We start from the raw sequence: 21,738 nt of genomic DNA, 5'->3' as shown, positions 1-21,738 counted from the left end.
GCGCCCCGCCCGCCGGGCAGGAGAACCCCGCCGCAGCCGCCATGGCCGCCATCGACCGCGCCGAGATCGCCCTGGCCGAGGCCGAGGAGGCGCTGGAGCGGCTCGCCGCGGCGGCGGAGGACGACCCGCGCGCGCTGGAGGCGGTGGAGGAGCGGCTCTTCGCCCTGCGCGCCGCCGCGCGCAAGCATGGCGTGCCGGTGGCGGAGTTGCCGGGCTTCCACGCCCGGCTGCGCGCCCAGCTGGCGGCGCTGGAAAGCGGTGTGGCCGATATCGCCGCCCTCACCGCCGAGACGGGGCGGCTGCGGGCGGATTATGTCGAGCGGGCCGCCGCCCTCTCCGCCGCGCGTGACGCCGCCGCCCGCAAGCTGGAACGCGCGATCGCCGCCGAGTTGCCGCCGCTCAAGCTGGACCGCGCCCGCTTCATGGTGGCGCGCGCCATGCTGCCGGAGGCGCAATGGGGACCGCGCGGGGCGGATGCGGTGCGGTTTCTCATCGCCACCAATCCGGGCGAGACGCCGGGGGCGCTGGAAAAAATCGCCTCCGGGGGCGAGTTGTCGCGGCTGATGCTGGCGATGAAGGTGGTGCTTTCGGCGGGGGGCGAGGTGGGGACGCTGATTTTCGACGAGGTGGATTCCGGCATTGGCGGCGCCACGGCGGCGGCGGTGGGCGAGCGCCTGGCGCGGGTGGCGGCGGGGGTGCAGGTGCTGGTCGTCACCCACAGCCCGCAAGTGGCGGCGCGGGCGGGGGCGCAATTGCGGGTGAGCAAGCGCGAGGCGCGGGGCCGGGCGGTGACGGTGGTGGAGGATCTGGACGAGGCGGCGCGGCGCGAGGAGATCGCCCGCATGCTCTCGGGCGAGAGCGTGACCGAGGCGGCGCGCCAGGCGGCGGGAAGCCTGCTGGCGCGATGAGCGGCGAAAAATCCCGGCTGGAGGAATTGCTGGCGCGGATCGCCGCCGCCAACGCCGCCTATTACGAGCGCGACGCTCCGGAGATCACCGACGCCGAATATGACGCGCTGCGCCGCGAGGCGGAGGCGATTCTGGCCCGCCACCCGGAATGGCGGGAGGCGGGCGCCCCCCTCGCCAGGGTGGGCGGCAGGCCCGCCTCCGGCTTTCGCAAGATCATCCACCGCACGCCGATGCTCTCGCTGGACAATGTGCTGAGCCCGGAGGAGTTCGCGGAGTTCCTGGCCCGCATCCGGCGCTTTCTCGGCCTCAAGGACGAGGCGCTGGATTTCGTCGCCGAGCCGAAGATCGACGGTCTTTCCATCTCCCTCACCTATGAGGGCCGCCGCTTCGTCACCGGGGCGACGCGCGGCGACGGCATCGAGGGCGAGGACGTGACCGCCAACATGCTCACCCTGCGGGAATTGCCGCGCGAATTGCCAGGGGACGCGCCGGATTTCATCGAGATTCGCGGCGAGGTCTATATGACCAAGGCGGATTTTCTCGCCCTCAACGAGGCGCAGGAGCGCAAATTCGCCAATCCGCGCAACGCGGCGGCGGGCAGCCTGCGCCAGCTGGACCCGGCGGTGACCGCCCGGCGGCGGCTCTCGCTATTCGCCTACGCCCAGGGCGAAAGCTCGGCGCCGGTGGCGAAAACCCATTGGCAATATCTGCAAACGCTCAAGCGCTGGGGGTTTCCGGTCAATCCGCTCTCGCGGCCGGTGAAAGAGGGCGAGGCCGCCGCCTTCCAGGCGGAGATGGCGGCCAGCCGCGCCGATCTGCCCTATGACATCGACGGCGTGGTGTACAAGGTCGATGATCTCGCCTTGCAAAGCCGGCTGGGCTTCGTCGGCCGCGCCCCGCGCTGGGCGGTGGCCTGGAAATTTCCGGCGGAGCGGGCGAGCACGACGCTGGAGGATATCGAGATCCAGGTGGGGCGCACCGGCGCGCTGACGCCGCGCGCCCGGCTCAAGCCGGTGAATATTGGCGGGGTGCTCGTGACCTATGCGACGCTGCATAACGAGGATGAGATCGTCCGCAAGGATATCCGCATCGGCGATACGGTGGAGTTGCAGCGGGCGGGGGACGTGATTCCGCAAATTCTGCGCGTGCTCCGCCACGCGCCCGGCAGCCGCCCCTTCGCGTTTCCGGATCATTGCCCGGTTTGCGGCGCCCTGGCATTGCGGGTGGATGACGATGTGGTGCGCCGCTGCACCGGCGGGCTCTCCTGCCCGGCCCAGGTGGTGGAGCGGCTGATCCATTTCTGCTCGCGCGGCGCCTTCGACATCGAGGGCATGGGGGAGAAGACGGTGCGGGAATTCCACGAGGCCGGGCTGCTGAAAAGCGCGCCGGATGTGTTCGCCCTGCCCCGGCACGAGGCGGAGATCGCCGCCCGCGAGGGCTGGGGGCCGGTTTCCGCCGCCCGGCTCACCGCCGCCATCGAGGCGCGGCGGGAGATCAGCCTGGCGCGCTTCATCTACGCGCTCGGCATCCGCCGCATCGGCGAGACCAATGCCCGGCTGCTCGCCCGGCATTACGGCTCCTACCGCCACTGGCGGGAGGCGATGCTGGCGGCGCGGACCATTGGCTCCGAGGCGAGGCAGGAGCTGGGTGATATTTCCGGCATCGGCCCCGCCATCGCCCAGGATCTGCTCGCCTTCTTCGCCGAGGCGCATAATTTGCAGACGCTGGCGCGGCTGGAGCGGGAGGTGCGGGTGCGCGACGAACCCGCCGCCGCCCGCCATTCCCCCCTCTCCGGCAAGGTGATCGTCTTTACCGGCACGCTGACCATGGCGCGGCCGGAGGCCAAATCCCGCGCTGAGGCGCTGGGGGCCAAGGTGACCGAATCCGTCTCGAAAAAGACCGATTACGTGGTGGTGGGGGCGGAGCCCGGCTCCAAGGCGCGCAAGGCGGCGGAGCTGGGGGTGAAAATTCTCACCGAGGCGGAGTTCCGCGAGCTGGCGGGTCTGGGAGGGATGGAATGATCGCGCAGGCTCTCTCCGCCTTTCTGCTGGCCTTTCCCGCCCTGTTCTCGATCATCAACCCGCTCGGCGGGGCGATCATTTTCAACGAGATCACCAGCGGCCAAAGCCCGGAGCAGAAGGCGAGCCTCGCCCGGCGGGTCGCGCTGTTCTCCTTTCTCGTCATGTTTTTCGCCCTGGTGGCGGGCACCTATATCCTCAATTTCTTCGGCATCTCGATGAACGCGCTGCGCATCGCGGGCGGGCTGGTGGTGGCGGTGCGCGCTTATGAGATGCTGAACGCGCCGGATAGCTCGACCCAGCGCAAACAGCGCGCCGCCGCGCCGGTGAACGCCGCGCCGGAGCAGGATCTGGCGGGCTACGCCTTCTTTCCGCTCACCATGCCCTTCACCGCCGGGCCGGGCACCATCGCCGTCGCCATCTCGCTCGCCACCGCCCGGCCCGATGCCTTCCCCGGCGCCTGGGTGTTTTATGCCGGGGAGACGCTGGCCGTGCTGGCCAACGCGGCGATCATCCTGGTCTGCTACAGCGCTTCGGACCGCATGGTGGGGGCGCTCGGCCATTCCGGGCAGGCGGTGGTGTCGCGCATGGTGGCGTTCCTGCTGCTCGGCATCGGCGTGCAGATCGCCCTCAACGGGGTGGTGCCCGTCCTGCACGAGGCGCTGGGCCGGTAAGCGCGCCGCGCGGGGGCGCAAACTCGTAAGCCACGTTATAATATCAGGAGTTATGAGTTCCGAGGATGATCTCCTGATCCTGCTGATGGGTGTCGCGCGGCTGGCCCGCACGGAAGCCGAGCGGCGCGCGCGCGAGCACGGCATGACCCGGGCGCAATGGAGCTGCCTCAAGCATATCCATCATCACCCCGGCCTGACCCAGAAGGAGCTCGCCGATCTGCTGGAGGTCGAGCCGATCACGGCGGCCCGGCTGGTGGACCGGCTGGAGGCGCTGGGGCTGATCGCCCGGCGGGGGGACGCGCATGACCGCCGCGTCTGGCGGCTGCATCTGCGCCCGGCGGCGGTGGCGCAGCTGGCGGAGATCGACCGCCAGCGGGGGCAGATCACCGCTTTGATCACCGAGGGCCTCACCGGGGCGGACCGCGAGGCGGTGCTGCGGGGGCTGCGGGCAATGAAAACCAATCTGGCGCGGGGGCCGGACGCGACGGCGCCGGGCGGCCAAAAAACTCTAGAGGAGAACGCTTGATGTCGTCCCACCCCCAGGCCGCGCCACTCGAAGGAGCGGAGCCGCGCCCCCCCGGCACGGCGGCGGTGAAAAAGGCCCGCCACCGGGCGATTTTGCGGCCGGTGCTGATGGGGGGCGGCGTGCTGCTCGTGGCGCTGGGCTGTCTGCTCTTCTGGCTGTCCGGCGGGCGCTATGTCTCCACCGATGACAGCTATATCGACGCGGCGAAGGTTTCGCTCTCCACCGATGTCTCCGGCCTGGTCGGCGAGATTCGGGTGAAAGACAATGAGGCCGTCGAGCAGGGGCAGATTCTGTTCGAGCTGCGCCAGAGCACTTTCGCCATCGCGGTGGCGGCGGCAGAGGCGCAGCTGGCCCAGACGGTCGAGGATATCAACGCCGCCAAGCATGGCTACCGGATGGCGGAAGCGCAGATCGAGGAGCAGCGGGCCCTGGTGGCCAAGGACCAGGCGAATTTCAACCGTTACGCCGCGGTCGTGAATTCGGGCGGCGCCACCCGCGCCCAATATGACGATGCCCGCTTCACCCTGGCCGGGGACACGGCGCGTCTCGCCCAGATGGAGGCGAATGCGGGCCAGCAATTGGCGCGGTTGAGCAACGACCCCAATATCGACCCCACCAAGACCCCGCAATATCAAAGCGCGCTCGCCAATCTCAACCAGGCGCTGGTCAACCAGCGCCATAGCGTGGTGAGGGCGCCCTTTGGCGGCACTGTCACCAATGTCGAGCAATTGCAACCCGGCATGATGCTGCCCGCCGGCACCGCCGCCTTCGGGCTGGTTTCGGCCTCTGATATTTATATCACCGCCCAGCCCAAGGAGGACCAGCTCACCTGGGTGCGGCCGGGGCAGAGCGTGGACATCACCATCGACACCTATCCCGGCGAGCACTGGAAGGGGGTGGTGGAGAGCATCGCCCCGGTGACCGGCTCGCAATTCTCGGTGCTGCCGGCGCAGAATTCCTCCGGCAACTGGGTCAAGGTGGTGCAGCGCATTCCGTTGCGCATCGAGTTCGTGTCCGGGCCGGACCTGCCCTTGCGGGCGGGGATGAGCACGGAAATCTCGGTCGACACGCATCACCGCCGCCACCTCTCGGATCTGTTCTGATGTCCGCGACGCTGGCGGTTAAGAATCGCGGCCTCATCACCGTCTGCCTGATGATCGCGACGCTGATGCAGGCGCTCGATTCGACCATCGCCAATGTCGCCCTGCCCTATATGCAGGGCTCGCTCTCGGCCTCTTATGACGAGATCACCTGGGTGCTCACCTCCTATGTGGTGATGGCGGCGATCATGACCGCGCCGGTGGGCTGGCTGGCGGCGCGGTTCGGGCGCAAGAATCTCTTCATCGTCTGCCTGGTCGGCTTCACCGTGACCTCGATGATGTGCGGCATCGCCCAGGGGCTGAGCGAGATGGTGGTGGACCGGCTGCTGCAAGGCGCCTTCGGCGCGGCGCTGGTGCCGCTCTCCCAGGCGACGATGATGGATATCTACCCCATCGAGCAGCGCGGCGTCGCCATGTCCATCTGGGGCATGGGGGTGATGCTGGGGCCGATCCTGGGACCGACCCTGGGCGGCTATCTCACCGATACCTGGAATTGGCGCTACGTGTTCTTCGTCAATCTGCCCTTTGGCATCATCGCCGTGCTGGGGCTGATGGTGCTGATGCCGGGGCGCAAGCCGCAACCCATCGGCGGGTTCGACTGGCTGGGATTCGGCGTGCTCTCGCTCGGCCTGTCGGCACTGCAAATCGCCCTCGACCGCGGCCAGGAGCTGGACTGGCTGAACTCCAATTTCATCATCGGCTCGTTCATCGTCGCCGGGCTGGGGATGTATCTGTTTCTCGTCCATATGGCGACGGCGCGGCAGCCCTTCATCCCGCGCCGGATTTTCGCCGACCGCAATTTCACCGCCGCGCTGCTGACCATGCTGCTGGTGGGGATGGTGCTGCTCGCCTCATCCGCGCTGCTGGCGCCGTTTCTGGAAAATCTCGGCAATTACCCCGTGGCCACGGCGGGGCTGGTGATGGCGCCGCGCGGCTTTGGCACCATGTGCTCGATGCTGGTGGCGGGGCGGCTGACCAACCGGGTCGATCCCCGCAAGCTGATGCTGCTGGGCTATATCCTGCTCGGCTATTCGCTGCACATGCAGGAAGGGTGGACCCCCTCGGTCAGCCAGAGCTACATGATGGCGACGATCACGCTGCAGGGCACCGGGCTCGGCTTCGTCTTCGTGCCCCTCCAGGTGGTGGCTTATTACACGCTGGAGCCGGCGCTGCGTACCCAGGCCGCCGCCCTGCTCGCCTTGTTCCGCAATGTCGGCAGCGCGGTCGGCATCTCCGTCACCTCGGCCCTGCTCGACCATATGACGATCTATGAGCATGCCAATCTGATGGAGTACATCACGCCCTTCTCCCGGCCCCTGCAGGCGGGTGGCGCGGTGAGCCATTATTGGAATCCGGGCAGCCCCACCGGCGCGGCCATGCTGGATTCGCTGGTGACCACCCAGGCGCGCATCATCGCCTATATCGACGATTACCGCTTCATGCTGATGTGCGTCATCCCGGCGGCGTTCTGCGTGTTTCTGATGCGCCGGCCGGTGCTGAGCGCCGCCCCCTCGGAGCATGGCGGCGCGGCCTCGGCCATGGAATGACGCCGCCGCCCGCCCGGCTCAGAGCGTGGGCTTGGGCGGGGTGGTGCTGTAATCGTAAAAGCCCCGGCCGGATTTATGTCCGAGCCAGCCGGCATTGACGAGTTTGATCAAGAGCGGCGCCGGGCGGTATTTATCCTCGCCGAGATCGGCATGCATCACCCGCATGACCGAAAGCAGCGTGTCCAGCCCGACGAAATCGGCGAGGGTGAGCGGCCCCATCGGGTGGCTGGCGCCCAGCTTCATCCCCGTGTCGATGGAAAGGACATCGCCCACCCCTTCCGAGAGGGCGAAGATCGCCTCGTTGATCATCGGGCAGAGGATGCGGTTGACGATGAAGCCGGGGGAATCCTGGGCGGTGGCGGTGGTCTTGCCCAGCTTCTCCGCCAGGGCGCAGATGGTCTGATAGGTCGTGTCCGAGGTCGCGAGGCCCCTGATGACCTCGACCAGTTTCATCACCGGCACCGGATTGAAGAAATGCATGCCGATGAATTTATCCGGGCGGCCCGAACACGCCCCGAGCTCGGTGATGGAGATGGAGGAGGTGTTGGAGGCGAGGATCGTCTCCGGCCCCATCACCTCCTGCAATTCCTTGTAGATGGATTTCTTGATGTCCAGGTTTTCGGGCACCGCCTCGATGATGATATCGGCGCCGCGCAATTGCCGGTAATCGGTCGAGGAGGAGAGGCGTTTGAGCGTCGCCGCCTTCTCGTCCTCGGTCATCGCGCCCTTGATGACCTGACGCTCCATGTTCTTGTCGATGGTGGCCAGGGCTTTCTTGAGCGCTGCCTCGAAGGCGTCGACCAATGTTACCTCAAAACCGGAAGCCACCGCCGCATGAGCGATGCCATTCCCCATCAAACCGCCGCCGATGACTCCGATTTTGCCGATATTCATGGTTAGAGCGCCTTCTCCAGTTCAGGAAGCACGGTGAAGAGATCGCCGACCAGGCCGTAATCCGCGACCTGGAAGATCGGCGCGTCCTCATCCTTGTTGATGGCGACGATCACCTTGGAATCCTTCATGCCCGCCAGATGCTGGATCGCGCCGGAAATGCCGACCGCGATATAGAGCTCCGGCGCGACGATCTTGCCGGTCTGGCCGACCTGATAATCGCTGGGGACGAACCCGGCATCCACCGCCGCGCGGGAGGCGCCGACGGCGGCCCCCAGCTTGTCGGCGATCGGCTCGATCAGCTTGGTGAAATTCTCGCCGTTCTGCATGCCGCGCCCGCCGGAGATGATCACCCGCGCCGCCGTCAGCTCCGGCCGCTCCGATTTGGAGAGTTCCGAGCCGACATAGCTGGATTGGTCGGCCGCCTCGGGCGAGACGCTGAGTTTGTCGATCGTGGCGGAGCCGCCTTCCTCCGGCACCGGGTCGAAGGCGGAGGCGCGCACCGTCAGCACCTTCTTGGCGTCGGCGGATTTCACGGTGGCGAGCGCGTTGCCGGCATAGATCGGCCGCACGAAGGTATCCGCGTCCACGATGTCGGAAACATCGGAGATTACCTGGACATCGAGCAGGGCGGCGACACGCGGCATCACGTTCTTGCCCACGGCGGTGGCCGCCTGGAGAACATGGGTGTAATCGCCCGCGAGCTTGGCGATCAGCGCCGCCAGCGGCTCGGCCAAAGCGTGCGCGTAGGCGGGGTCATCCGCCACCAGCACCTTGGAGATGCCGGGAATCTTGGCGGCTTTTTCGGCCACGGCGTCCACGCCGGAGCCGGCCACCAGCGCGTGCGCGTCCCCCAGCTTGGTGGCGGCGGCGATGGCGGAGCGCGAAGGCTGCTTGACGCCCTCGGCGTCGAAATCGAGAATAACCAGAACAGTCATATCAGATCACCTTCGCTTCGTTGCGGAGTTTCTCGACGAGAGTCGCCACATCCGGCACCTTGACGCCAGCCTTGCGCGTTGGCGGCTCGCTGACATTGATCACGGTCAAACGCGGCGTGACATCCACGTTGAGATCGGCCGGCTTCACCGTCTCGATCGGCTTCTTGCGCGCCTTCATGATATTGGGCAGCGAGGCGTAGCGCGGCTCGTTGAGGCGCAGATCGGCGGTGACGACGGCGGGCAGCTTCAGCTTCACCGTTTGCAGCCCGCCATCCACCTCGCGGGTCACGGTGGCGCTGCCGTCGGCGATCTCGATCTTGGAGGCGAAGGTGCCCTGGGGCCAGCCGAGCAGGGCGGCCAGCATCTGGCCGGTGGCGTTCATGTCGTCATCGATGGCCTGCTTGCCGAGCAGCACCAGCTCCACGCCCTCTTTCTTGGCGAGTTCCTTGAGGATCTTCGCCACGGCTAGCGGCTCCACGGTTCCATCCGCCTCGACCAATATGCCGCGATCGGCCCCCATGGCGAGGGCGGTGCGGATGGTCTCCTGTGCCTGGGCGACGCCGATGGAGACGGCGATGACCTCCTCCACCGCGCCTTTTTCCTTTAGCCGCACGGCTTCCTCGACGGCGATCTCGTCGAACGGGTTCATGGACATTTTCACGCCGGCGGTCTCAACCCCCGTCTTGTCCGATTTCACCCGGACCTTGACGTTGTAATCGACCACCCGCTTCACAGCGACCAGCACTTTCATTTCTTATACACCTCTCCAGTGTCCCGGAATGGGAGTGGGGCCTTGATATTGTATGTCTCCCGCCCTGGAAAGCCCCAATTTACTCACGAGTAAACAAAGCTCAGCCCAGCCGTTTCAGCCGCGTCACGGCCTCCTCGATATCGGCGAGGCTGGCGCAGTAGCTGAGCCGGAAGTAGCGCCCGCCGCGCGCCGCGTCGAAATCCACGCCCGGCGTGGCGGCGATGCCCAGCTCCGCCAGCAGCCGGGCGCAGAAGGCGGTGCTGTCCGCGGCGCGGTCCCCGATATCGGCATAGATGTAGAAGGCACCGTCCGGCGGCGAGAAATGGGGGAAGCCCGCCGCGCGCAGCCCCGCCATTAATATCTCGCGCGCCTGGACGTAATTGGCGCGGTAGGCTTCCAGCTCCTGCCCGCAATCCAGCGCCGCCTCCGCCGCCACCTGCGAGACATAGGCGGCGGAGATGAAGAAATTCTGGGCCAGCGTCTCGGTCACGCGTTGCAGATCGGCCGGGAGCACCATCCAGCCGATACGCCAGCCGGTCATCGAGAAATATTTGGAGAAGGAGTTGACGACGATGGCGCTCTCCGAGAATTGCGCCGCGCTCGCCTGGGGCTTGCCATAGGTGAGGCCGTGATAGATCTCGTCCGAGATCAGGCGGATGCCGTTTTCGTGGCAGAAGCGGCAGAGCGCCTCCAGCTCGGCGGGGGCGAGCATGGAGCCGGTGGGGTTGGCGGGGCTGGCGATGATCAGCCCGTCCGGCGGTTCCGGCAGGGCGCGCAGCATGGCGATGCTGGGCTGGAAACCGGTCTCGATCCCGCAGGGCAGCACCAGGGGGCGCAGGCCGAGCGCGGTGATGATGTTGAAGTAGGGCGGGTAATAGGGCGCGGCGAGGGCGATGGTATCGCCCGGGCCGAACCCGGCGAGAAAGGCGAGAGGGAAGGCGCCCGAGGCGCCCAGCGTGACGGCGATGCGGGCGGGCGGGATGTCGGCGCCGTACCAATCCGCCATATGCCGGGCGAGGCGCGCGCGCAGGCTGGGGCGGCCCAGCGCCTCGGTATAGCCCAGCGGGTCGCCGCTGCGCAGCGCCGCCTCCACCGCCTCCCGCGCGCCGCGCGGCAGGCCGGTGCCGGGCTGCCCCACCTCCATGCGCAGGATTTTGGGCGCGCCCGGCGGCAGGGCGGCGGCGCGGGCATTGGCCGCCTGGATCACATCCATCACCCGGAAGGGCGGCACCTTGCCGCCCGCGCCGGTTTTGAGCGCCATGCTCAGCGCCCCCCGATGGCGAGGCCGCTGGGGGAGCCGGCGCGCGCCGTGCAACTGGCCTCGCCCCCCGGCACCTTGCCGGGGCAGGAGATGACATCGGCGCGGCCCGGCGGCGGGATGGGGGCGGTCTGGCCGATGAGGGCGCTGGTGAGCGCGATGCTGGCCGCTGCCTGCGCCTCGTTCTGGCCGGTGCCGGCCACGGCGGCGCGGAAGGCGAGGCTCTCCGGCGCGTAGGCGATGGCGGCGGCGAACTCCGGCAGCGGATAGGCGCGCGGCGAGGCGGCGAGCAGCACGCCGGTGCCGGGGGCGATGCGCCCGGTGCCGAAGAGATTGTTCATCGAGGTGACGCACACCACCGACCCGCCATCCTTGTCCAGCGCCATGAAGGCGGCGGAGGCGGGCAGCGCCCGGCCCGGCTGCGGGGGCGCGGGCGGCAGGCTGGCCACGGCGTAACCGGCCTGCCGGCTGAAAACGGGGGGCTGGTAGCGGGGCGTGGCGCTGGCGAGGTCTTGCACGGTGAGGCCCCCGCCCGCCGCGTCGGCGGCCTGGACGAATTGCGCCGCGCCGCTGCCCGCGTAGAGGCCGTTGACGCCATTCACCCGCAGCGTTTCCAGCGTGGCGGCGAGGTCGGGCTGCTGGAAGCTGGCCCCCACCGCGAGCGCCCGCCCGCCGGGGGCGAAGACCGCGGCCGCGCCGGGATCGGCCAGCAAGGCGGGGCCGACCACCTGGAGATCCGCCGCCAGGGCCTGAGAGAGCTGGGCGCCGCCCGCCAGACGCTCGGCCGGCACGATGACGGCGGAAGGAGGCAGCCGCCCATAGCGGGCCTGCATGGCGAGCAAGCCGCGCGCCAGCATCGGCACGGCGGCGGGGCGGTCCCCGCCAGTGGCGGCGGGCGCGGCGGCGGGGAAGCTCAGCACCACCGGCGACTGTTTTTTGCCGCTGGCATCGGCCAGCTTGATGACGCAGGCGCCGCCGCCGCCCAGCCCGGCGCGGGAGGGCAGGGTGACGGCCAGGGCGAAGCCTTCCGCCGCCGCCGCATCCGCCGCGTTGCCGCCCCGGTTGAGACTATCCCGCCCCACCAGGGCCGCTTGCGGTTCATCCGCCACCGCGTAGCCAAAGACGGAGGAAACCGCGCCCGAGGCGCTGGCGCCATTATCCAGGCCGAAAAGCTGGTGCCCGACCGTATGGGCGGCGCCGCACCCGGCGAGCAGGGCCAGGGTGGCGAGGGCGGCGAGACGCCGGGAACGGTTCTGCAAGCTGAACCCCTTTTGACTTGATTGTCCGGCCTGATTAGCCGCGAAACACCGGCCCGGCAACGCCGCCTCAGCCCTTGGCGGCGGCGGGATTTTCCAGAAATACCACATCGCGCGGGCGCCGCTGCAGCACCTGCCCGCCATCGATCACCAGCGTCTGGCCATGATAGGCGGGGCTGGCGAGGATGAAATCGATGGCGTTGAGGATCTGCTCCGGGGTGCAGCCCATGCCCATCGGGTTGTTGCGGCGGCTGCGCTCGAATTCCTCCGGCGTCTGCAGGCCGCTGATCAGCGTGATGCCGGGGGCGATGCCCGCCAGCCGCAGCGTCGGCGCCAGCGCCATCGCCTGCATCTGGATCATGCCCTGCAAGGCCACCTTGGAGAGGGTGTAGGAGAAATAATCCGGATTGAGGCCGAACACCTTGTTATCGACGAGGCTGATCGCCACGCCCCGCTCCCCGCGCGCGGTGAGCGCGGCGTGGAGGTTGCGGGTGAGCAGCGCCGGGGCGAAGAGATTGACGCGCATATGCGCCTCCAGCCTCTCCGCCGAGACGCTGGCGGCCGTGTCGTAGCTGAAGCCCGAGGCGTTGTTGACCAGCAGGCCGAGCGGGCAGGCGGCCTCGCAAGCCGCGAAAAGACGCTCCACCGCCTGGGCGTCGGCGAGGTCGGCCTGGACGGGGGTGGCCCGCCCGCCCGCCGCGATGATCTGCGCCGCCACCTCGCGCGCGCCCGCCGCGGATTGGTGATGATGCACGAAGACATGCCAGCCCTTGCCGCCGAGATGGCGGGCGATGACCGCCCCCAGCCTGCGGCCGCCGCCGGTGACGAGCGCGCCCCGCACCGGCTAGAACCCGTATTTCACCAGCCGGTCGTTGCTGGCGAGCAAATGCTGGTAGCGGCTGAGCGCCAGCAGCGGGAAGAAGCGCGGATAGCCGTGATATTTGAGATAGAAGACGCGGGGAAAGCCCACCGCGTTGTAGGGCGCCTCCCTCCAGCCGCCATCCGCGCCCTGGGCGGCTTGCAGATACGCGACCCCGCGCCGCACCGCCGGGTGGTCGGCCAGCCCCGCCGCCATCAGCCCCAGCAGCGCCCAGGCGGTCTGGCTCGGCAGGCTTTGCGCCGCCTGGCCGTGGAACTCGCCGGGGGGCGCGTTCGCATAGGTCTCGCAATCCTCGCCCCAGCCGCCATCCTCCCGCTGCTTGGAGATCAGCCAGGCGGCGGCGCGCGCCATCATCGGGTCGTCCCGGGTAAGCCCCGCCGCGTTGAGGGCGCAGAGCACCGACCAGGTGCCATAGATGAAATTGGTGCCCCAGCGCCCGAACCAGGACCCGTCCGGCTTCTGGGTGCGGCGGAGATACTCGATGCCGCGGGCGATGGCGGGCTTGTCTTCCTCATGCCCGAGCTGGGCGAGGAAGGAGATGCAGCGGGCGGAGACGTCCTCGGTGGGCGGGTCGAGCAGCGCGCCGTGATCGGCGAAGGGGATGTGATTGAGATATTGGCGGTCGTTGTTGATGTCGAACGCGCCCCAGGCCCCGTTATCGGATTGCATGCCGATGACCCATTCCCGCGCGCGGGAGATCGCCTCCGCGTAGTCCGCGCCGCCCAGCCGGTGCAGCAGCATCCCCGCCACGGCGGTGTCGTCCACATCCGGGTAATGGGCGTTATTGTACTGGAAGGCCCAGCCGCCGGGGCGGGTATCCGGGGTGTTGTCCGCCCAGTCCCCGGCCACGTCCAGCACCTGGCGGGGGATCAGCCAGTCGCAGGCCGCCCGCGCCGCCTCGGCCTCGCCCGCCTCCGCCAGGGCGTGCCCGGCCAGGGCGGTGTCCCACACCGGGGAAAGGCAGGGCTGGCAATAGGCTTCATCCTCCCGCACGACCAGGAGCTTGCGCACCGAGCCCCAGGCCGTCTCGAAAGCCTCTCTCTCGCCGAGATGGTCGAACATCATCGTCGCGTTGGCCATGGCGGGGTAGATGGCGCCCAGCCCATCCTCCCCATTGAGCCGCGCCAGCACCCAATCCCGCGCCTTTTGCTGGGCGCGGGCGCGGCTGCCGCGCGGGAAATGGGGCTCGGCCAGGCGCAGCGCGTCGTCCAGCAGTTTGAATACCGGCCCCCAGGCGGATTTATACGGGCCCCTGATCCAGTCGGTCACCTGCCCGGGCGGAGTGAGGAATAATTCGTCGATTCCCACCCCGCGCGGGTTGCGCGCCCGGGGTTTGACGGCGGCGAGATACATCAGCGGCACCATCACCGTGCGCGACCAGTAGGAGACCTTGCGCATGGTGAAGGGGAACCAATCCGGCATCAGCACCGCCTCGATGGGGATGACCGGGCAGGCCCGCCAGGGCACGGCGCCGAACAGCGCCATCTGGAAGCGGGTGAAGACATTGCTCCGCTCCGCCCCGCCCATGGCGAGAATCGCCTCCCGGGCGCGGCGCATATGCGGCGCCGCCGGCGAATCGCCGATGGCCTTGAGGGCGAAATAGGCCTTCACCGAGCAGGAGAGATCCATCTTGCCGCCGTGGAAGAGCGGCCAGCCGCCGGGGCAGCTCTCGTAATCGCCCTGGATGCGGCGCAGATACACGCCGATCTTGCGCTCCAGCCCGTCATCGATGCGGTCGAGATAATGCTCCAGCAGCACATATTCCGCCGGAATGGTGGCGTCGGCCTCCAGCTCGTAGCAGAAATGCCCGTCGGCGCGCTGCTCGGCGCGCAGCGAGGCGCGGGCGCGGAGGAGGGAATGGTCCAGAATCGCGTTCATCTTGCGGGATTTGGCAGAGTTTGGGTCATTTCGCCAGAGCCGGGCCGCCGCCGAGCAGGGCCATCACCGCCGCCTCGCCCGAGCGGATGGCGCCCTCGATGGTGGCGGGCAGGCCGGTATCCGTCCAATCCCCGGCGAGGGCGATGCCAGGGCGGGGGCTGCGCGGCCCCGGCCGCCGGCGCAGCTGCGCCGGGGTGCAGGCGAAGGTGGCGCGCTTCTCCCACAATACCCGCGCGGGTGGGAGCGCCGCATCCAGACCGAAGCCGCGCACCAGCTCCGCCCAGACCCGCGCCGCGATCTCCTCGGGGCTGAGCGCCAGATAGCGGTTGGCCGCCGAGATGGTGACCGAGACCACCTCCCCGCGCGGAAACACCCATTCCGCCATGCCGCCGAGCAGGCCATAAAACCCGGCCTCGCCGGGATCGAGCCGGGCCTTGAAATGCAGGTTGCAGATGGATTCGAACGCGTCCGGCACGGTGAGTTCTGGCATCAGCTCCTTTGCCGCCCAGGGCGGCACCGCGAGAATGGCGGGCTGGCCGGGGCGCAGCTCCGTCACCCGCTCGCCCAGGCGGATTTCCGCGCCCCGGGCGCGCAGCCAGGCGAGGGCCGGGTCCACGAAACTCTCGGAGAGGCCCAGGGCCGCCCAGCGCGGCAGGGCGGCGTGGCCGCCTTTCTCCAGCGTCTCGCGCACCACTGCGCCCAGGGGTTGCGCCGAGGCCTCCGCCGGGAGGGTGTTGAGCGCGGCGATGGCCAGCGGCTCCAGCAGCCGGGCGTAGAGCGGGCCGGCATCGCCGATCAGGGCCGCGACCCGGTCATCCACCCCCGCCCGGCGCAGCCGCGCCAAAGCGAGATAATCCCGGGGCCGGGTGCCGGGCACGCGGCGGCGGGGCGAGAATATCCACCAGGGCAGGCGGCCGGAATTGAGGCGCAGGCTCCAGGCCGCGCCGGAAGCGAGATCGCGGAAGGGAAAGACCGGGGCGGCCGGGCCGGTGAGGCTGGACTCCGCGCCCACCCGGCGCAGAAAGCCGAGCGCCGCGCGGTTGCCGGAGAGCAGGAGATGGTTGCCGTTATCGATCCGGCAGCCGAGCCTGCGGTCGAGATAGGAGCGCGCCCGCCCGCCCGCCTGGGGCGCGGCCTCCGAGAGAATGACGGCGTGGCCCAGCTCGGCCAGGCGGCAGGCGGCGGCCAGCCCGGCCAGCCCGGCGCCGATGACATGCACCTCCATGCCGGCTCAGCCCGCCAGCAGCCGCGCGGCCAGTACGAATTTGCGCCATTTGGGCAGCGCGACCCGCGCCCCGGCGTAATCGAACCGGCGGCGGCGGAGAATGGCGAGCAGGGGGCGGTAGCTCGCCTCCATCAGCCGGGCCGGACGCATGGCGCCGGGCTCGCAACGGTCCATCGCCGCGTTGGCCTGGTCGAAATAGGCTTCGGCGAGATCGGCGAGGCGCGCCCCCGCCCGGGCCAGGCCGGGCGCGGCGAGGAGGGTGGCGGGGTCCGGCGCCACCTTGGCCTCGGCCAGATATTCGGCGGGGAGGTAGATGCGTCCGCGCTGGGCGTCCTCCGGCACGTCGCGCAATATGTTGGTGAGCTGCAACCCGCGCCCGAGCGCGTGGGCCACCTCATCCGCCGCGGGCGAGGCGTCGCCGAAGATCCGCACCGAGAGCCGGCCGACGGCGGCGGCGACACGGTCGCAATATAAATCGAGCTCCGCCAGGGAGGGGGCGATGACGGGCGCGCCCGCATCCATCTCCATGCCGTCGATGACGGCGAGAAAATCCTCGCGCCGCAAATGATAGTCGCGGATGGCGGCGGCCAGGGCGCGGGTGATGGGCTCCGCCGCGCCGCCGCCCGCGTAAAGCGCGGCGATGCGCCGGCGCCACGCCTCCAGCCCCGCCTGCTTGGCGGCGAAATCCCGGCCTTCCTCGTCGGCGATGTCGTCCACCACCCGGCAGAAGGCATAGACGGCGTACATCGCGTTCCGCCGCGCGGGGGGCAGGATCTTCATGCCGTGATAGAAGGAGGTGCCGGAGGCCTTGACCAGGGCGGTGACATAGGCGGCGTCTTGCGGGGTCATGCCGCGTATCTCAGCCCTTTGAGCGTGGCCAGCGCCATGTCCAGCCGGGAGAGCTTGACCCGCGCCGCCAGCGGGTCGCCATGGCGCAGCCGGGTGGCGAGCCGCCGGGCCAGGGCGCCGATGATGGCGGTTTCCGCCCGCAACCGCCGGGATTTGACCGCCGCCGGCAGGGCGGCCGCCTGGGCGTTGAGGGCGGCGGTCGCGTCCAGCATGCGGTCGAACACCGCGCGCAGGGCGGGCACGGTCTCCGGGCGGGCGAGGTCGTCGGTGGTCAGGCCCTGCTCGGCCAGCCAGTCCTGCGGGATGTAGCAGCGGTCGAGATCGCGCAGATCCTTCGCGCAATCCTGCAAATGGTTGAGCACCTGCAAGGCGGCGCAGAGAGCGTCGGAGGCGGGCCAGGCGGCGCGGGATTCGCCATGCACATCCAGCACGTAGCGTCCCACCGGCGCGGCGGAGTAGCGGCAATATTCCATCAGCTCCGCCCAGCTCGCGTAGCGGGTCTTGGTCGCGTCCTGGCGGAAGGCCACCAGCAGCTCGCGGGCATGGACGTCGCTGACGCCGGATGCCGCGAGCACGGCGCGCAGGCGGGCGGCGCTGGGGCTGCCCTCGCGCCGCGCGCCGGTCAGCACCGCCTCCATCGCGTCGAGCCGGGCCAGCTTCTCGGCGGGGGGCAAGGCGGGGCTGTCCGCGATGTCGTCCGCGTTGCGGGCGAAGGCGTAATAGGCATGGATCTGTGCCCGCAACGGCTTGGCGATGAGCAGCGAGGCGACGGGGAAATTCTCATCCCCCTTATCCTTGCCGGACCAGGATTCGACGCTGCCCGGCCGCGCGGCGGCGGGGCGGGGGCGGGCGGCGTTGTCGTTGGCGATCATGATCCCTCCCCGGCATAGGCGCGATTCTTCCACCGCGCCCCGGCGCCGCGCCAGTGATTGACCGCCGAGCCGATGGTGGCCGCCATATAGAACAGGGCGATGGCGGGCAGGGCGATGGCGTGGGCGCGGTGGACGCGATAGCGGTCCAGCGTGGGAAAATAGGTGAGGGCGGCGATGGCCCAGATGGCCACCCCCAGCGCGGCCCGCCAGCTTGGACCCGTGCCCAGCGCCGCCCAGGGAAAGACCAGCCAGACCAGGGCCATGCCGATGATGGTGGCGGTGAGGATGAGCGCCGAATGGCGCAGCTGGGTGAAGGCGGTGCGGGCGATCATGTCCCAGATGTCGCGCGCGCGCGGATAGGGGCGGATGGAGGTGGCGAGGCCGGAATGGCCGAGATAGACCGGCCCGGTCCGCTTGATCTGCCGCGCCAGGGAGACATCGTCGATCAGCTCGCCCTTGATCCGTTCCAGCCCGCCGATGCTCTCCAGCGCCGCGCGGCGGATGAGCACCGTGCCGCCCGCCGCCGCCGCCACGCGCGAGCGCGGGTCGTTCACCCGCGCGAAGGGGTAGAGCATCTGAAAGAAATAGACGAAGGCGGGGATGAGGAATTTTTCCGGCGTCGAGACGCAGTTGAGCCGCACCATCTCGGAGACCATTTGCAGCCGCCCCTCCTCCAGCCGGGCGGCGAGGGTGGCGAGATGGCGGGGATCGTGGGTGATGTCGGCATCCGTGAAGAGCAGCACCGGCGCGGTGCTGGCGGCCACGCCCTGGGCCAGCGCCCATAGCTTGCCGGACCAGCCCGCCGGTTTGGGCTGGCCGGTGAGGATGGTGAGCCGCTCATGCGCGCCCGCCGCCGCCGCCGTGCCGTCTGTCGAATTGTCGTCCACCAGGATGACGCGGAACGGCCCCGGATAGGCCTGGGAGACCAGCGAGGCGATGACCGGGCCGATGGTCTGCGCCTCGTCGCGCGCCGGCACGATGATATCCACCTCCGGCGCGAGCAGCGGCGCGGCGGGGGCGAGCTCCGGCGCGGAGTCCCAGAACCGCCCGTGGAAAAAGGCGAGATACAGCCAGATGGCGAAGGCCAGGGCGAGGATCATGCCAGCCTCCCCTCCTTGCGGAACCAGGTGAGCGCGTCCGCCACCGCGGCCAAGGCGGGGCGGGGGGCGTAGCCCAGCTCCGCCTCCGCCTTGGCGGAGGAATAGAACATTTTCTTGCGCGCCATGTTGAGCACGTCGGGGGTCATCAAGGGCGGCTTGCCGGTGCGCTCGGCGATGCGCTCCATCGCCCAGGCGATGGGCATCAGCCCCGCCACTGGCAGGCGGAGCCGGGGCGGCCGGCGCCCGCTCTGCGCCGCCACCAAAGCGAGCAGGTCGCGCAGCATGAGATTCTCGCTGCCGAGAATGTAGCTCTCGCCCCGCCGGCCCTTGGCCAGCGCCAGGAAATGCCCGGCGGCGACATCGTCCACATGCACCACGTTCAGCCCGGTATCCACATAGGCGGGCATGCGGCCGCGGGCGGCGTCGAGGATCATCTGGCCGGTGGGGGTGGGCTTGATGTCGCCGGGGCCGACCGGGGCGGCGGGGTTGACGATGACGATGTCCTGCTCCGCCGCCAGGGCGCGCACCGCCTGCTCCGCGTCGTATTTGCTCTGCTTATAGGCGCCGACATGATGCTCGGGCCTGATCGGCGTCGTCTCGTCCGCCGGGCTGCCATCCCCGGTGAGGCCGAGCGCGGCGACCGAGCTGGTATAGACCGAGCGCTCCACCCCGGCCTGCCGCGCGGCGCGCAGCAAGGCGAGCGTGCCGTCGATATTGACCCGGCGCATCGCCGCCACATCCGGCACCCAGAGCCGGTAATCCGCCGCGACATGGAGCAGATAGCGGCAGCCGGACAGCGCGGCGGGAAAACCGCCGGGATCGTTGAGGTCGAGATACACGACCTCCGCGCCGAGCCCGGCGAGATTGGCGCGGTTGGAGCCGGGCCGGGCGGTGAGGCGCAGGCGCCAGCCCGCCGCCTGGGCCGCGCGCGCCACCGCCGCGCCGACAAAACCGGTCGCCCCGGTAATCAAGATGAGATCGTCCTGCGCCAATTATCGCCGTCCCGTTTCTAGCCGCCATTCGCCGCCGGGCATGTACCCGCCTTGTCCTAGGCTGTAGAACCCATTGCCGCTTTGGGCGCAACAGCGAGGATGAAGATGAGCGAGATTCGCGCCGTTCCCACCGAGACCGCGAGCAGCGAAGCCGAGATCGCTTCCGCGGATTACCAGGCCCGGCATTGGACATTCCCGGAACCCGGCCCGGTGGAAATCGGCTCCGCCGGACATTACCGCATGTTCACCTCCCTCCTCGCCGCCACCTACAACCCCTATAAGCCGGCCGTGCTGGACTGGCCGCCGCTTTCCCCGGAGGCGCTGCGGCGGATCGTCTCACTGCCGATCTGGGATATCGCGGTGCAGACCGAGATCAAGGCCGCGGCGCGCCTCACCTTCTATGCCCAGACCGTGCCGGAGCAGGAGCTGCGGGAGGCGCTTCTGCATATGGCGGGGGAGGAGGCGCGGCATAAGGAGGTGCTCTCCCGGCTGGTGGCGGCCTATGGCATCCCGATGAAGCCCGAACCCTATTACGCCCTGCCCAATGACGCCGAATGGGCCTGGCTCGTCACCGGATTTTCCGAATGCATCGACAGCTTCTTCGCCTATGGGCTGTTCGAGATGGCCAAGCGCTCCGGCTATTTTCCCGCCAAGCTGGTGGAGACCTTCGAGCCCGTGGTGCAGGAGGAGGCGCGGCATATTTTGTTTTTTGCCAACTGGCTGGCGTGGCGGCGGGCGAATCTCGGCTGGTGGCGGCGCCTCGGCTTCGAGCTGAAGGTCTGGCGCGTCTGGGGGTTTCTGCTGTGGGAGCGGCTTGGCATCGCCAAGGAGGTGGACGGGCTGGAGGGCGCGGACGCCAATTTCACCATGACCGGCTCGGCGGCGATCAGCCAGGAGATGAATCTCCCCCTGCTTTTGGAGATTTGCCTGGAAGAGGATAAAAGACGCATGGCCGGCTATGACGAACGGTTGCGGCGCCCGACGACCATGCCGTTTTTGGGGCGTATCGGCCTCGCCGTGCTGCGGTTGAAAACCCGTCTCCTGGGGCGATAGATTTCATTGTCGAGAAGCAAGCTCATTTCCGCCATTCTCACCTTGGCCGGGCTGGCGGTCATCACCGGGCTCGTCATCTATCTGGGCGCGGGGGACGTGCTTCGCGCCCTCGCGGCGGTCAACGCCTGGGGCGCGGCGGAATATCTCGCCGCCCAGTTCGTCATTCTCCTGGGGCTGGGCGCGGCGTGGCGGATTCTGCTGCGCTCGCGGCAGAAAGGCTCGTTCTGGCTGTGCGTCTGGGGCCGGGCGGTGCGCGACGCGACGGGCGAGTTTCTCCCCTTCTCGCAGGTGGGAGGCTATGTGCTGGGGGCGAGGGTGATGACGCTGGGCGGCGTGGCGCCGGCGGACGCCACCGCCTCCACCCTGGCGGATCTGACCACGGAATTTCTCGCCCAGCTGGTGTTCATCGGCGCCGGGCTGGCCATCCTCTCCCGCGCGGTGCCGGGCTCCGACCTGCTGAAACCGGTGACGATCGGCCTGGCCGTGGCGGTGGCGCTGGCGGTGGGGCTGGTGGTGGCGCAGCGCGGCGCGGGGGCGCGGCTGTTCCGCCGCCTGGCCATGCGCATCGCCAGGCGGGCGGCAAAGGGCGGCGCGGTCGAGCATGTGCGGCGGCTGCAAAAATCGCTCGACGATCTCTATACGCAGCATCACCGTCTCGCCTGGGCGGCCTTCGTCCATCTGCTCTGCTGGTTCGGCACCGGCACCGCCTCCTATATCGGCTTCCAGGCCCTCGGCGTGCGGATTTCCTGGATCGACGCGGTTTGCGTGGAGGCCATGCTCCACGCGATCATGGCGCTCGCCTTCTTCATTCCCGGCCGGGTGGGCGTGCAGGAGGCCGCCTATACGCTGCTGGGCGGGCTGTTCGGCATTCCTCCCGATATCTCCCTCTCCCTCTCCCTCCTGCGCCGGGCGCGCGATTTCGTCATCGCCGTGCCGGTGCTGATCGCCTGGCAGGGTTTGGAGGCGCGGCAGTTGAAATTGAACATGAACGCTGGATGAACTTCCGGTGAGACGGCTTGCCG

General features: G+C 69.1%; 19 protein-coding genes and 1 pseudogene. 8 read left to right on the top strand and 12 right to left on the bottom strand.

Going from position 1 to position 21,738, the window contains the following annotated elements:
* The 6 genes and pseudogenes from M7H45_RS00985 to M7H45_RS00960 form a co-directional block, all read left to right on the top strand.
* Positions 1 to 908 (top strand): annotated as a pseudogene (locus M7H45_RS00985) (DNA repair protein RecN); the annotation flags it as partial.
* Entirely contained in the window at positions 905 to 2,929 is a 2,025-nt protein-coding gene (ligA, locus tag M7H45_RS00980) for an NAD-dependent DNA ligase LigA (protein ID WP_298213803.1), read from the top strand. The pseudogene M7H45_RS00985 and the gene ligA, both read left to right, overlap by 4 nt.
* Positions 2,926 to 3,600 (top strand): MarC family protein, encoded by a 675-nt coding sequence (locus M7H45_RS00975; protein WP_298213801.1) that lies wholly within the window; start codon positions 2,926 to 2,928, stop codon positions 3,598 to 3,600. The genes ligA and M7H45_RS00975 overlap by 4 nt, the downstream gene beginning before the upstream one ends.
* A gap of 52 nt (positions 3,601 to 3,652) precedes the next feature.
* On the top strand, positions 3,653 to 4,126 hold the full coding sequence (locus tag M7H45_RS00970) for a MarR family winged helix-turn-helix transcriptional regulator (protein WP_298213799.1): 474 nt from the start codon (positions 3,653 to 3,655) through the stop codon (positions 4,124 to 4,126).
* Positions 4,126 to 5,229, top strand: coding sequence for an HlyD family secretion protein (locus M7H45_RS00965; RefSeq protein ID WP_298213784.1), 1,104 nt, complete (start codon positions 4,126 to 4,128; stop codon positions 5,227 to 5,229). The genes M7H45_RS00970 and M7H45_RS00965 overlap by 1 nt, the downstream gene beginning before the upstream one ends.
* A complete protein-coding gene (locus M7H45_RS00960; RefSeq protein WP_298213782.1) occupies positions 5,229 to 6,773 on the top strand; it encodes a DHA2 family efflux MFS transporter permease subunit in 1,545 nt (514 codons plus the stop codon). The genes M7H45_RS00965 and M7H45_RS00960 overlap by 1 nt, the downstream gene beginning before the upstream one ends.
* Positions 6,774 to 6,791: 18 nt before the next feature.
* Here M7H45_RS00960 and M7H45_RS00955 read toward each other — a convergent pair whose 3' ends face one another.
* From M7H45_RS00955 to hpnA, 12 genes are all read right to left on the bottom strand, one after another.
* Positions 6,792 to 7,667: a 3-hydroxybutyryl-CoA dehydrogenase gene (locus tag M7H45_RS00955; protein WP_298213780.1), complete on the bottom strand. Its 876-nt coding sequence runs from the start codon at positions 7,665 to 7,667 to the stop codon at positions 6,792 to 6,794.
* 2 nt (positions 7,668 to 7,669) lie between these two features.
* The gene (locus tag M7H45_RS00950) at positions 7,670 to 8,602 is read right to left on the bottom strand and encodes an electron transfer flavoprotein subunit alpha/FixB family protein (protein WP_298213778.1); all 933 of its coding nucleotides are present in this window, start codon (positions 8,600 to 8,602) and stop codon (positions 7,670 to 7,672) included.
* A gap of 1 nt (position 8,603) precedes the next feature.
* A complete protein-coding gene (locus M7H45_RS00945; protein ID WP_298213777.1) occupies positions 8,604 to 9,353 on the bottom strand; it encodes an electron transfer flavoprotein subunit beta/FixA family protein in 750 nt (249 codons plus the stop codon).
* Positions 9,354 to 9,453: 100 nt separating this feature from the next.
* On the bottom strand, positions 9,454 to 10,614 hold the full coding sequence (locus M7H45_RS00940) for a pyridoxal phosphate-dependent aminotransferase (protein ID WP_298213775.1): 1,161 nt from the start codon (positions 10,612 to 10,614) through the stop codon (positions 9,454 to 9,456).
* Positions 10,615 to 10,616: 2 nt separating this feature from the next.
* Entirely contained in the window at positions 10,617 to 11,870 is a 1,254-nt protein-coding gene (locus M7H45_RS00935; protein WP_298213773.1) for a gamma-glutamyltransferase, read from the bottom strand.
* A gap of 67 nt (positions 11,871 to 11,937) precedes the next feature.
* The gene (locus M7H45_RS00930) at positions 11,938 to 12,708 is read right to left on the bottom strand and encodes an SDR family NAD(P)-dependent oxidoreductase (protein WP_298213771.1); all 771 of its coding nucleotides are present in this window, start codon (positions 12,706 to 12,708) and stop codon (positions 11,938 to 11,940) included.
* Positions 12,709 to 12,711: 3 nt separating this feature from the next.
* Complete coding sequence (gene shc, locus M7H45_RS00925; RefSeq protein ID WP_298213769.1) at positions 12,712 to 14,625, bottom strand: squalene--hopene cyclase; 1,914 nt, start codon at positions 14,623 to 14,625, stop codon at positions 12,712 to 12,714.
* 25 nt (positions 14,626 to 14,650) lie between these two features.
* Positions 14,651 to 15,850: a hydroxysqualene dehydroxylase HpnE gene (gene hpnE / locus M7H45_RS00920; protein ID WP_298213767.1), complete on the bottom strand. Its 1,200-nt coding sequence runs from the start codon at positions 15,848 to 15,850 to the stop codon at positions 14,651 to 14,653.
* A gap of 6 nt (positions 15,851 to 15,856) precedes the next feature.
* Entirely contained in the window at positions 15,857 to 16,699 is an 843-nt protein-coding gene (gene hpnD / locus M7H45_RS00915; RefSeq protein ID WP_298213765.1) for a presqualene diphosphate synthase HpnD, read from the bottom strand.
* Positions 16,696 to 17,571, bottom strand: a complete 876-nt coding sequence (hpnC, locus tag M7H45_RS00910; RefSeq protein WP_298213763.1) for a squalene synthase HpnC — start codon at positions 17,569 to 17,571, stop codon at positions 16,696 to 16,698. Before hpnC ends, hpnD begins: the two co-directional genes overlap by 4 nt.
* Positions 17,568 to 18,671, bottom strand: coding sequence for a glycosyltransferase (locus M7H45_RS00905; protein WP_298213761.1), 1,104 nt, complete (start codon positions 18,669 to 18,671; stop codon positions 17,568 to 17,570). Before M7H45_RS00905 ends, hpnC begins: the two co-directional genes overlap by 4 nt.
* Positions 18,668 to 19,663 carry a hopanoid-associated sugar epimerase gene (gene hpnA, locus M7H45_RS00900; RefSeq protein ID WP_298213759.1) on the bottom strand — a complete coding sequence of 332 codons (996 nt, stop codon included), beginning with the start codon at positions 19,661 to 19,663 and terminating at the stop codon, positions 18,668 to 18,670. Before hpnA ends, M7H45_RS00905 begins: the two co-directional genes overlap by 4 nt.
* A 105-nt stretch (positions 19,664 to 19,768) precedes the next feature.
* On the opposite strand from hpnA, the gene M7H45_RS00895 reads away from it, so the two are divergent.
* Positions 19,769 to 20,716, top strand: coding sequence for a ferritin-like domain-containing protein (locus M7H45_RS00895; protein ID WP_298213757.1), 948 nt, complete (start codon positions 19,769 to 19,771; stop codon positions 20,714 to 20,716).
* 6 nt (positions 20,717 to 20,722) lie between these two features.
* Positions 20,723 to 21,715 carry a lysylphosphatidylglycerol synthase domain-containing protein gene (locus M7H45_RS00890; RefSeq protein WP_298213755.1) on the top strand — a complete coding sequence of 331 codons (993 nt, stop codon included), beginning with the start codon at positions 20,723 to 20,725 and terminating at the stop codon, positions 21,713 to 21,715.
* Positions 21,716 to 21,738 lie beyond the last annotated feature (23 nt).

Source organism: Acidocella sp. (assembly GCF_027352905.1).
GTDB lineage: Bacteria > Pseudomonadota > Alphaproteobacteria > Acetobacterales > Acetobacteraceae > Acidocella.
Note: the sequence above shows the minus strand (reverse complement) of the source record. Positions and strands in the feature narration are given on the sequence as shown.

Excerpts from the sequence above, each read along its gene's own strand:
- ligA (WP_298213803.1), top strand. The coding sequence starts at position 905 with ATGAGCGGCGAAAAATCCCGGCTGGAGGAATTGCTGGCGCGGATCGCC.
- M7H45_RS00975 (WP_298213801.1), top strand. The coding sequence starts at position 2,926 with ATGATCGCGCAGGCTCTCTCCGCCTTTCTGCTGGCCTTTCCCGCCCTG.
- M7H45_RS00970 (WP_298213799.1), top strand. The coding sequence starts at position 3,653 with ATGAGTTCCGAGGATGATCTCCTGATCCTGCTGATGGGTGTCGCGCGG.
- M7H45_RS00965 (WP_298213784.1), top strand. The coding sequence starts at position 4,126 with ATGTCGTCCCACCCCCAGGCCGCGCCACTCGAAGGAGCGGAGCCGCGC.
- M7H45_RS00960 (WP_298213782.1), top strand. The coding sequence starts at position 5,229 with ATGTCCGCGACGCTGGCGGTTAAGAATCGCGGCCTCATCACCGTCTGC.
- M7H45_RS00955 (WP_298213780.1), bottom strand. The coding sequence starts at position 7,667 with ATGAATATCGGCAAAATCGGAGTCATCGGCGGCGGTTTGATGGGGAAT.
- M7H45_RS00950 (WP_298213778.1), bottom strand. The coding sequence starts at position 8,602 with ATGACTGTTCTGGTTATTCTCGATTTCGACGCCGAGGGCGTCAAGCAG.
- M7H45_RS00945 (WP_298213777.1), bottom strand. The coding sequence starts at position 9,353 with ATGAAAGTGCTGGTCGCTGTGAAGCGGGTGGTCGATTACAACGTCAAG.
- M7H45_RS00940 (WP_298213775.1), bottom strand. The coding sequence starts at position 10,614 with ATGGCGCTCAAAACCGGCGCGGGCGGCAAGGTGCCGCCCTTCCGGGTG.
- shc (WP_298213769.1), bottom strand. The coding sequence starts at position 14,625 with ATGAACGCGATTCTGGACCATTCCCTCCTCCGCGCCCGCGCCTCGCTG.
- hpnE (WP_298213767.1), bottom strand. The coding sequence starts at position 15,850 with ATGGAGGTGCATGTCATCGGCGCCGGGCTGGCCGGGCTGGCCGCCGCC.
- hpnD (WP_298213765.1), bottom strand. The coding sequence starts at position 16,699 with ATGACCCCGCAAGACGCCGCCTATGTCACCGCCCTGGTCAAGGCCTCC.
- hpnC (WP_298213763.1), bottom strand. The coding sequence starts at position 17,571 with ATGATCGCCAACGACAACGCCGCCCGCCCCCGCCCCGCCGCCGCGCGG.
- M7H45_RS00905 (WP_298213761.1), bottom strand. The coding sequence starts at position 18,671 with ATGATCCTCGCCCTGGCCTTCGCCATCTGGCTGTATCTCGCCTTTTTC.
- M7H45_RS00895 (WP_298213757.1), top strand. The coding sequence starts at position 19,769 with ATGAGCGAGATTCGCGCCGTTCCCACCGAGACCGCGAGCAGCGAAGCC.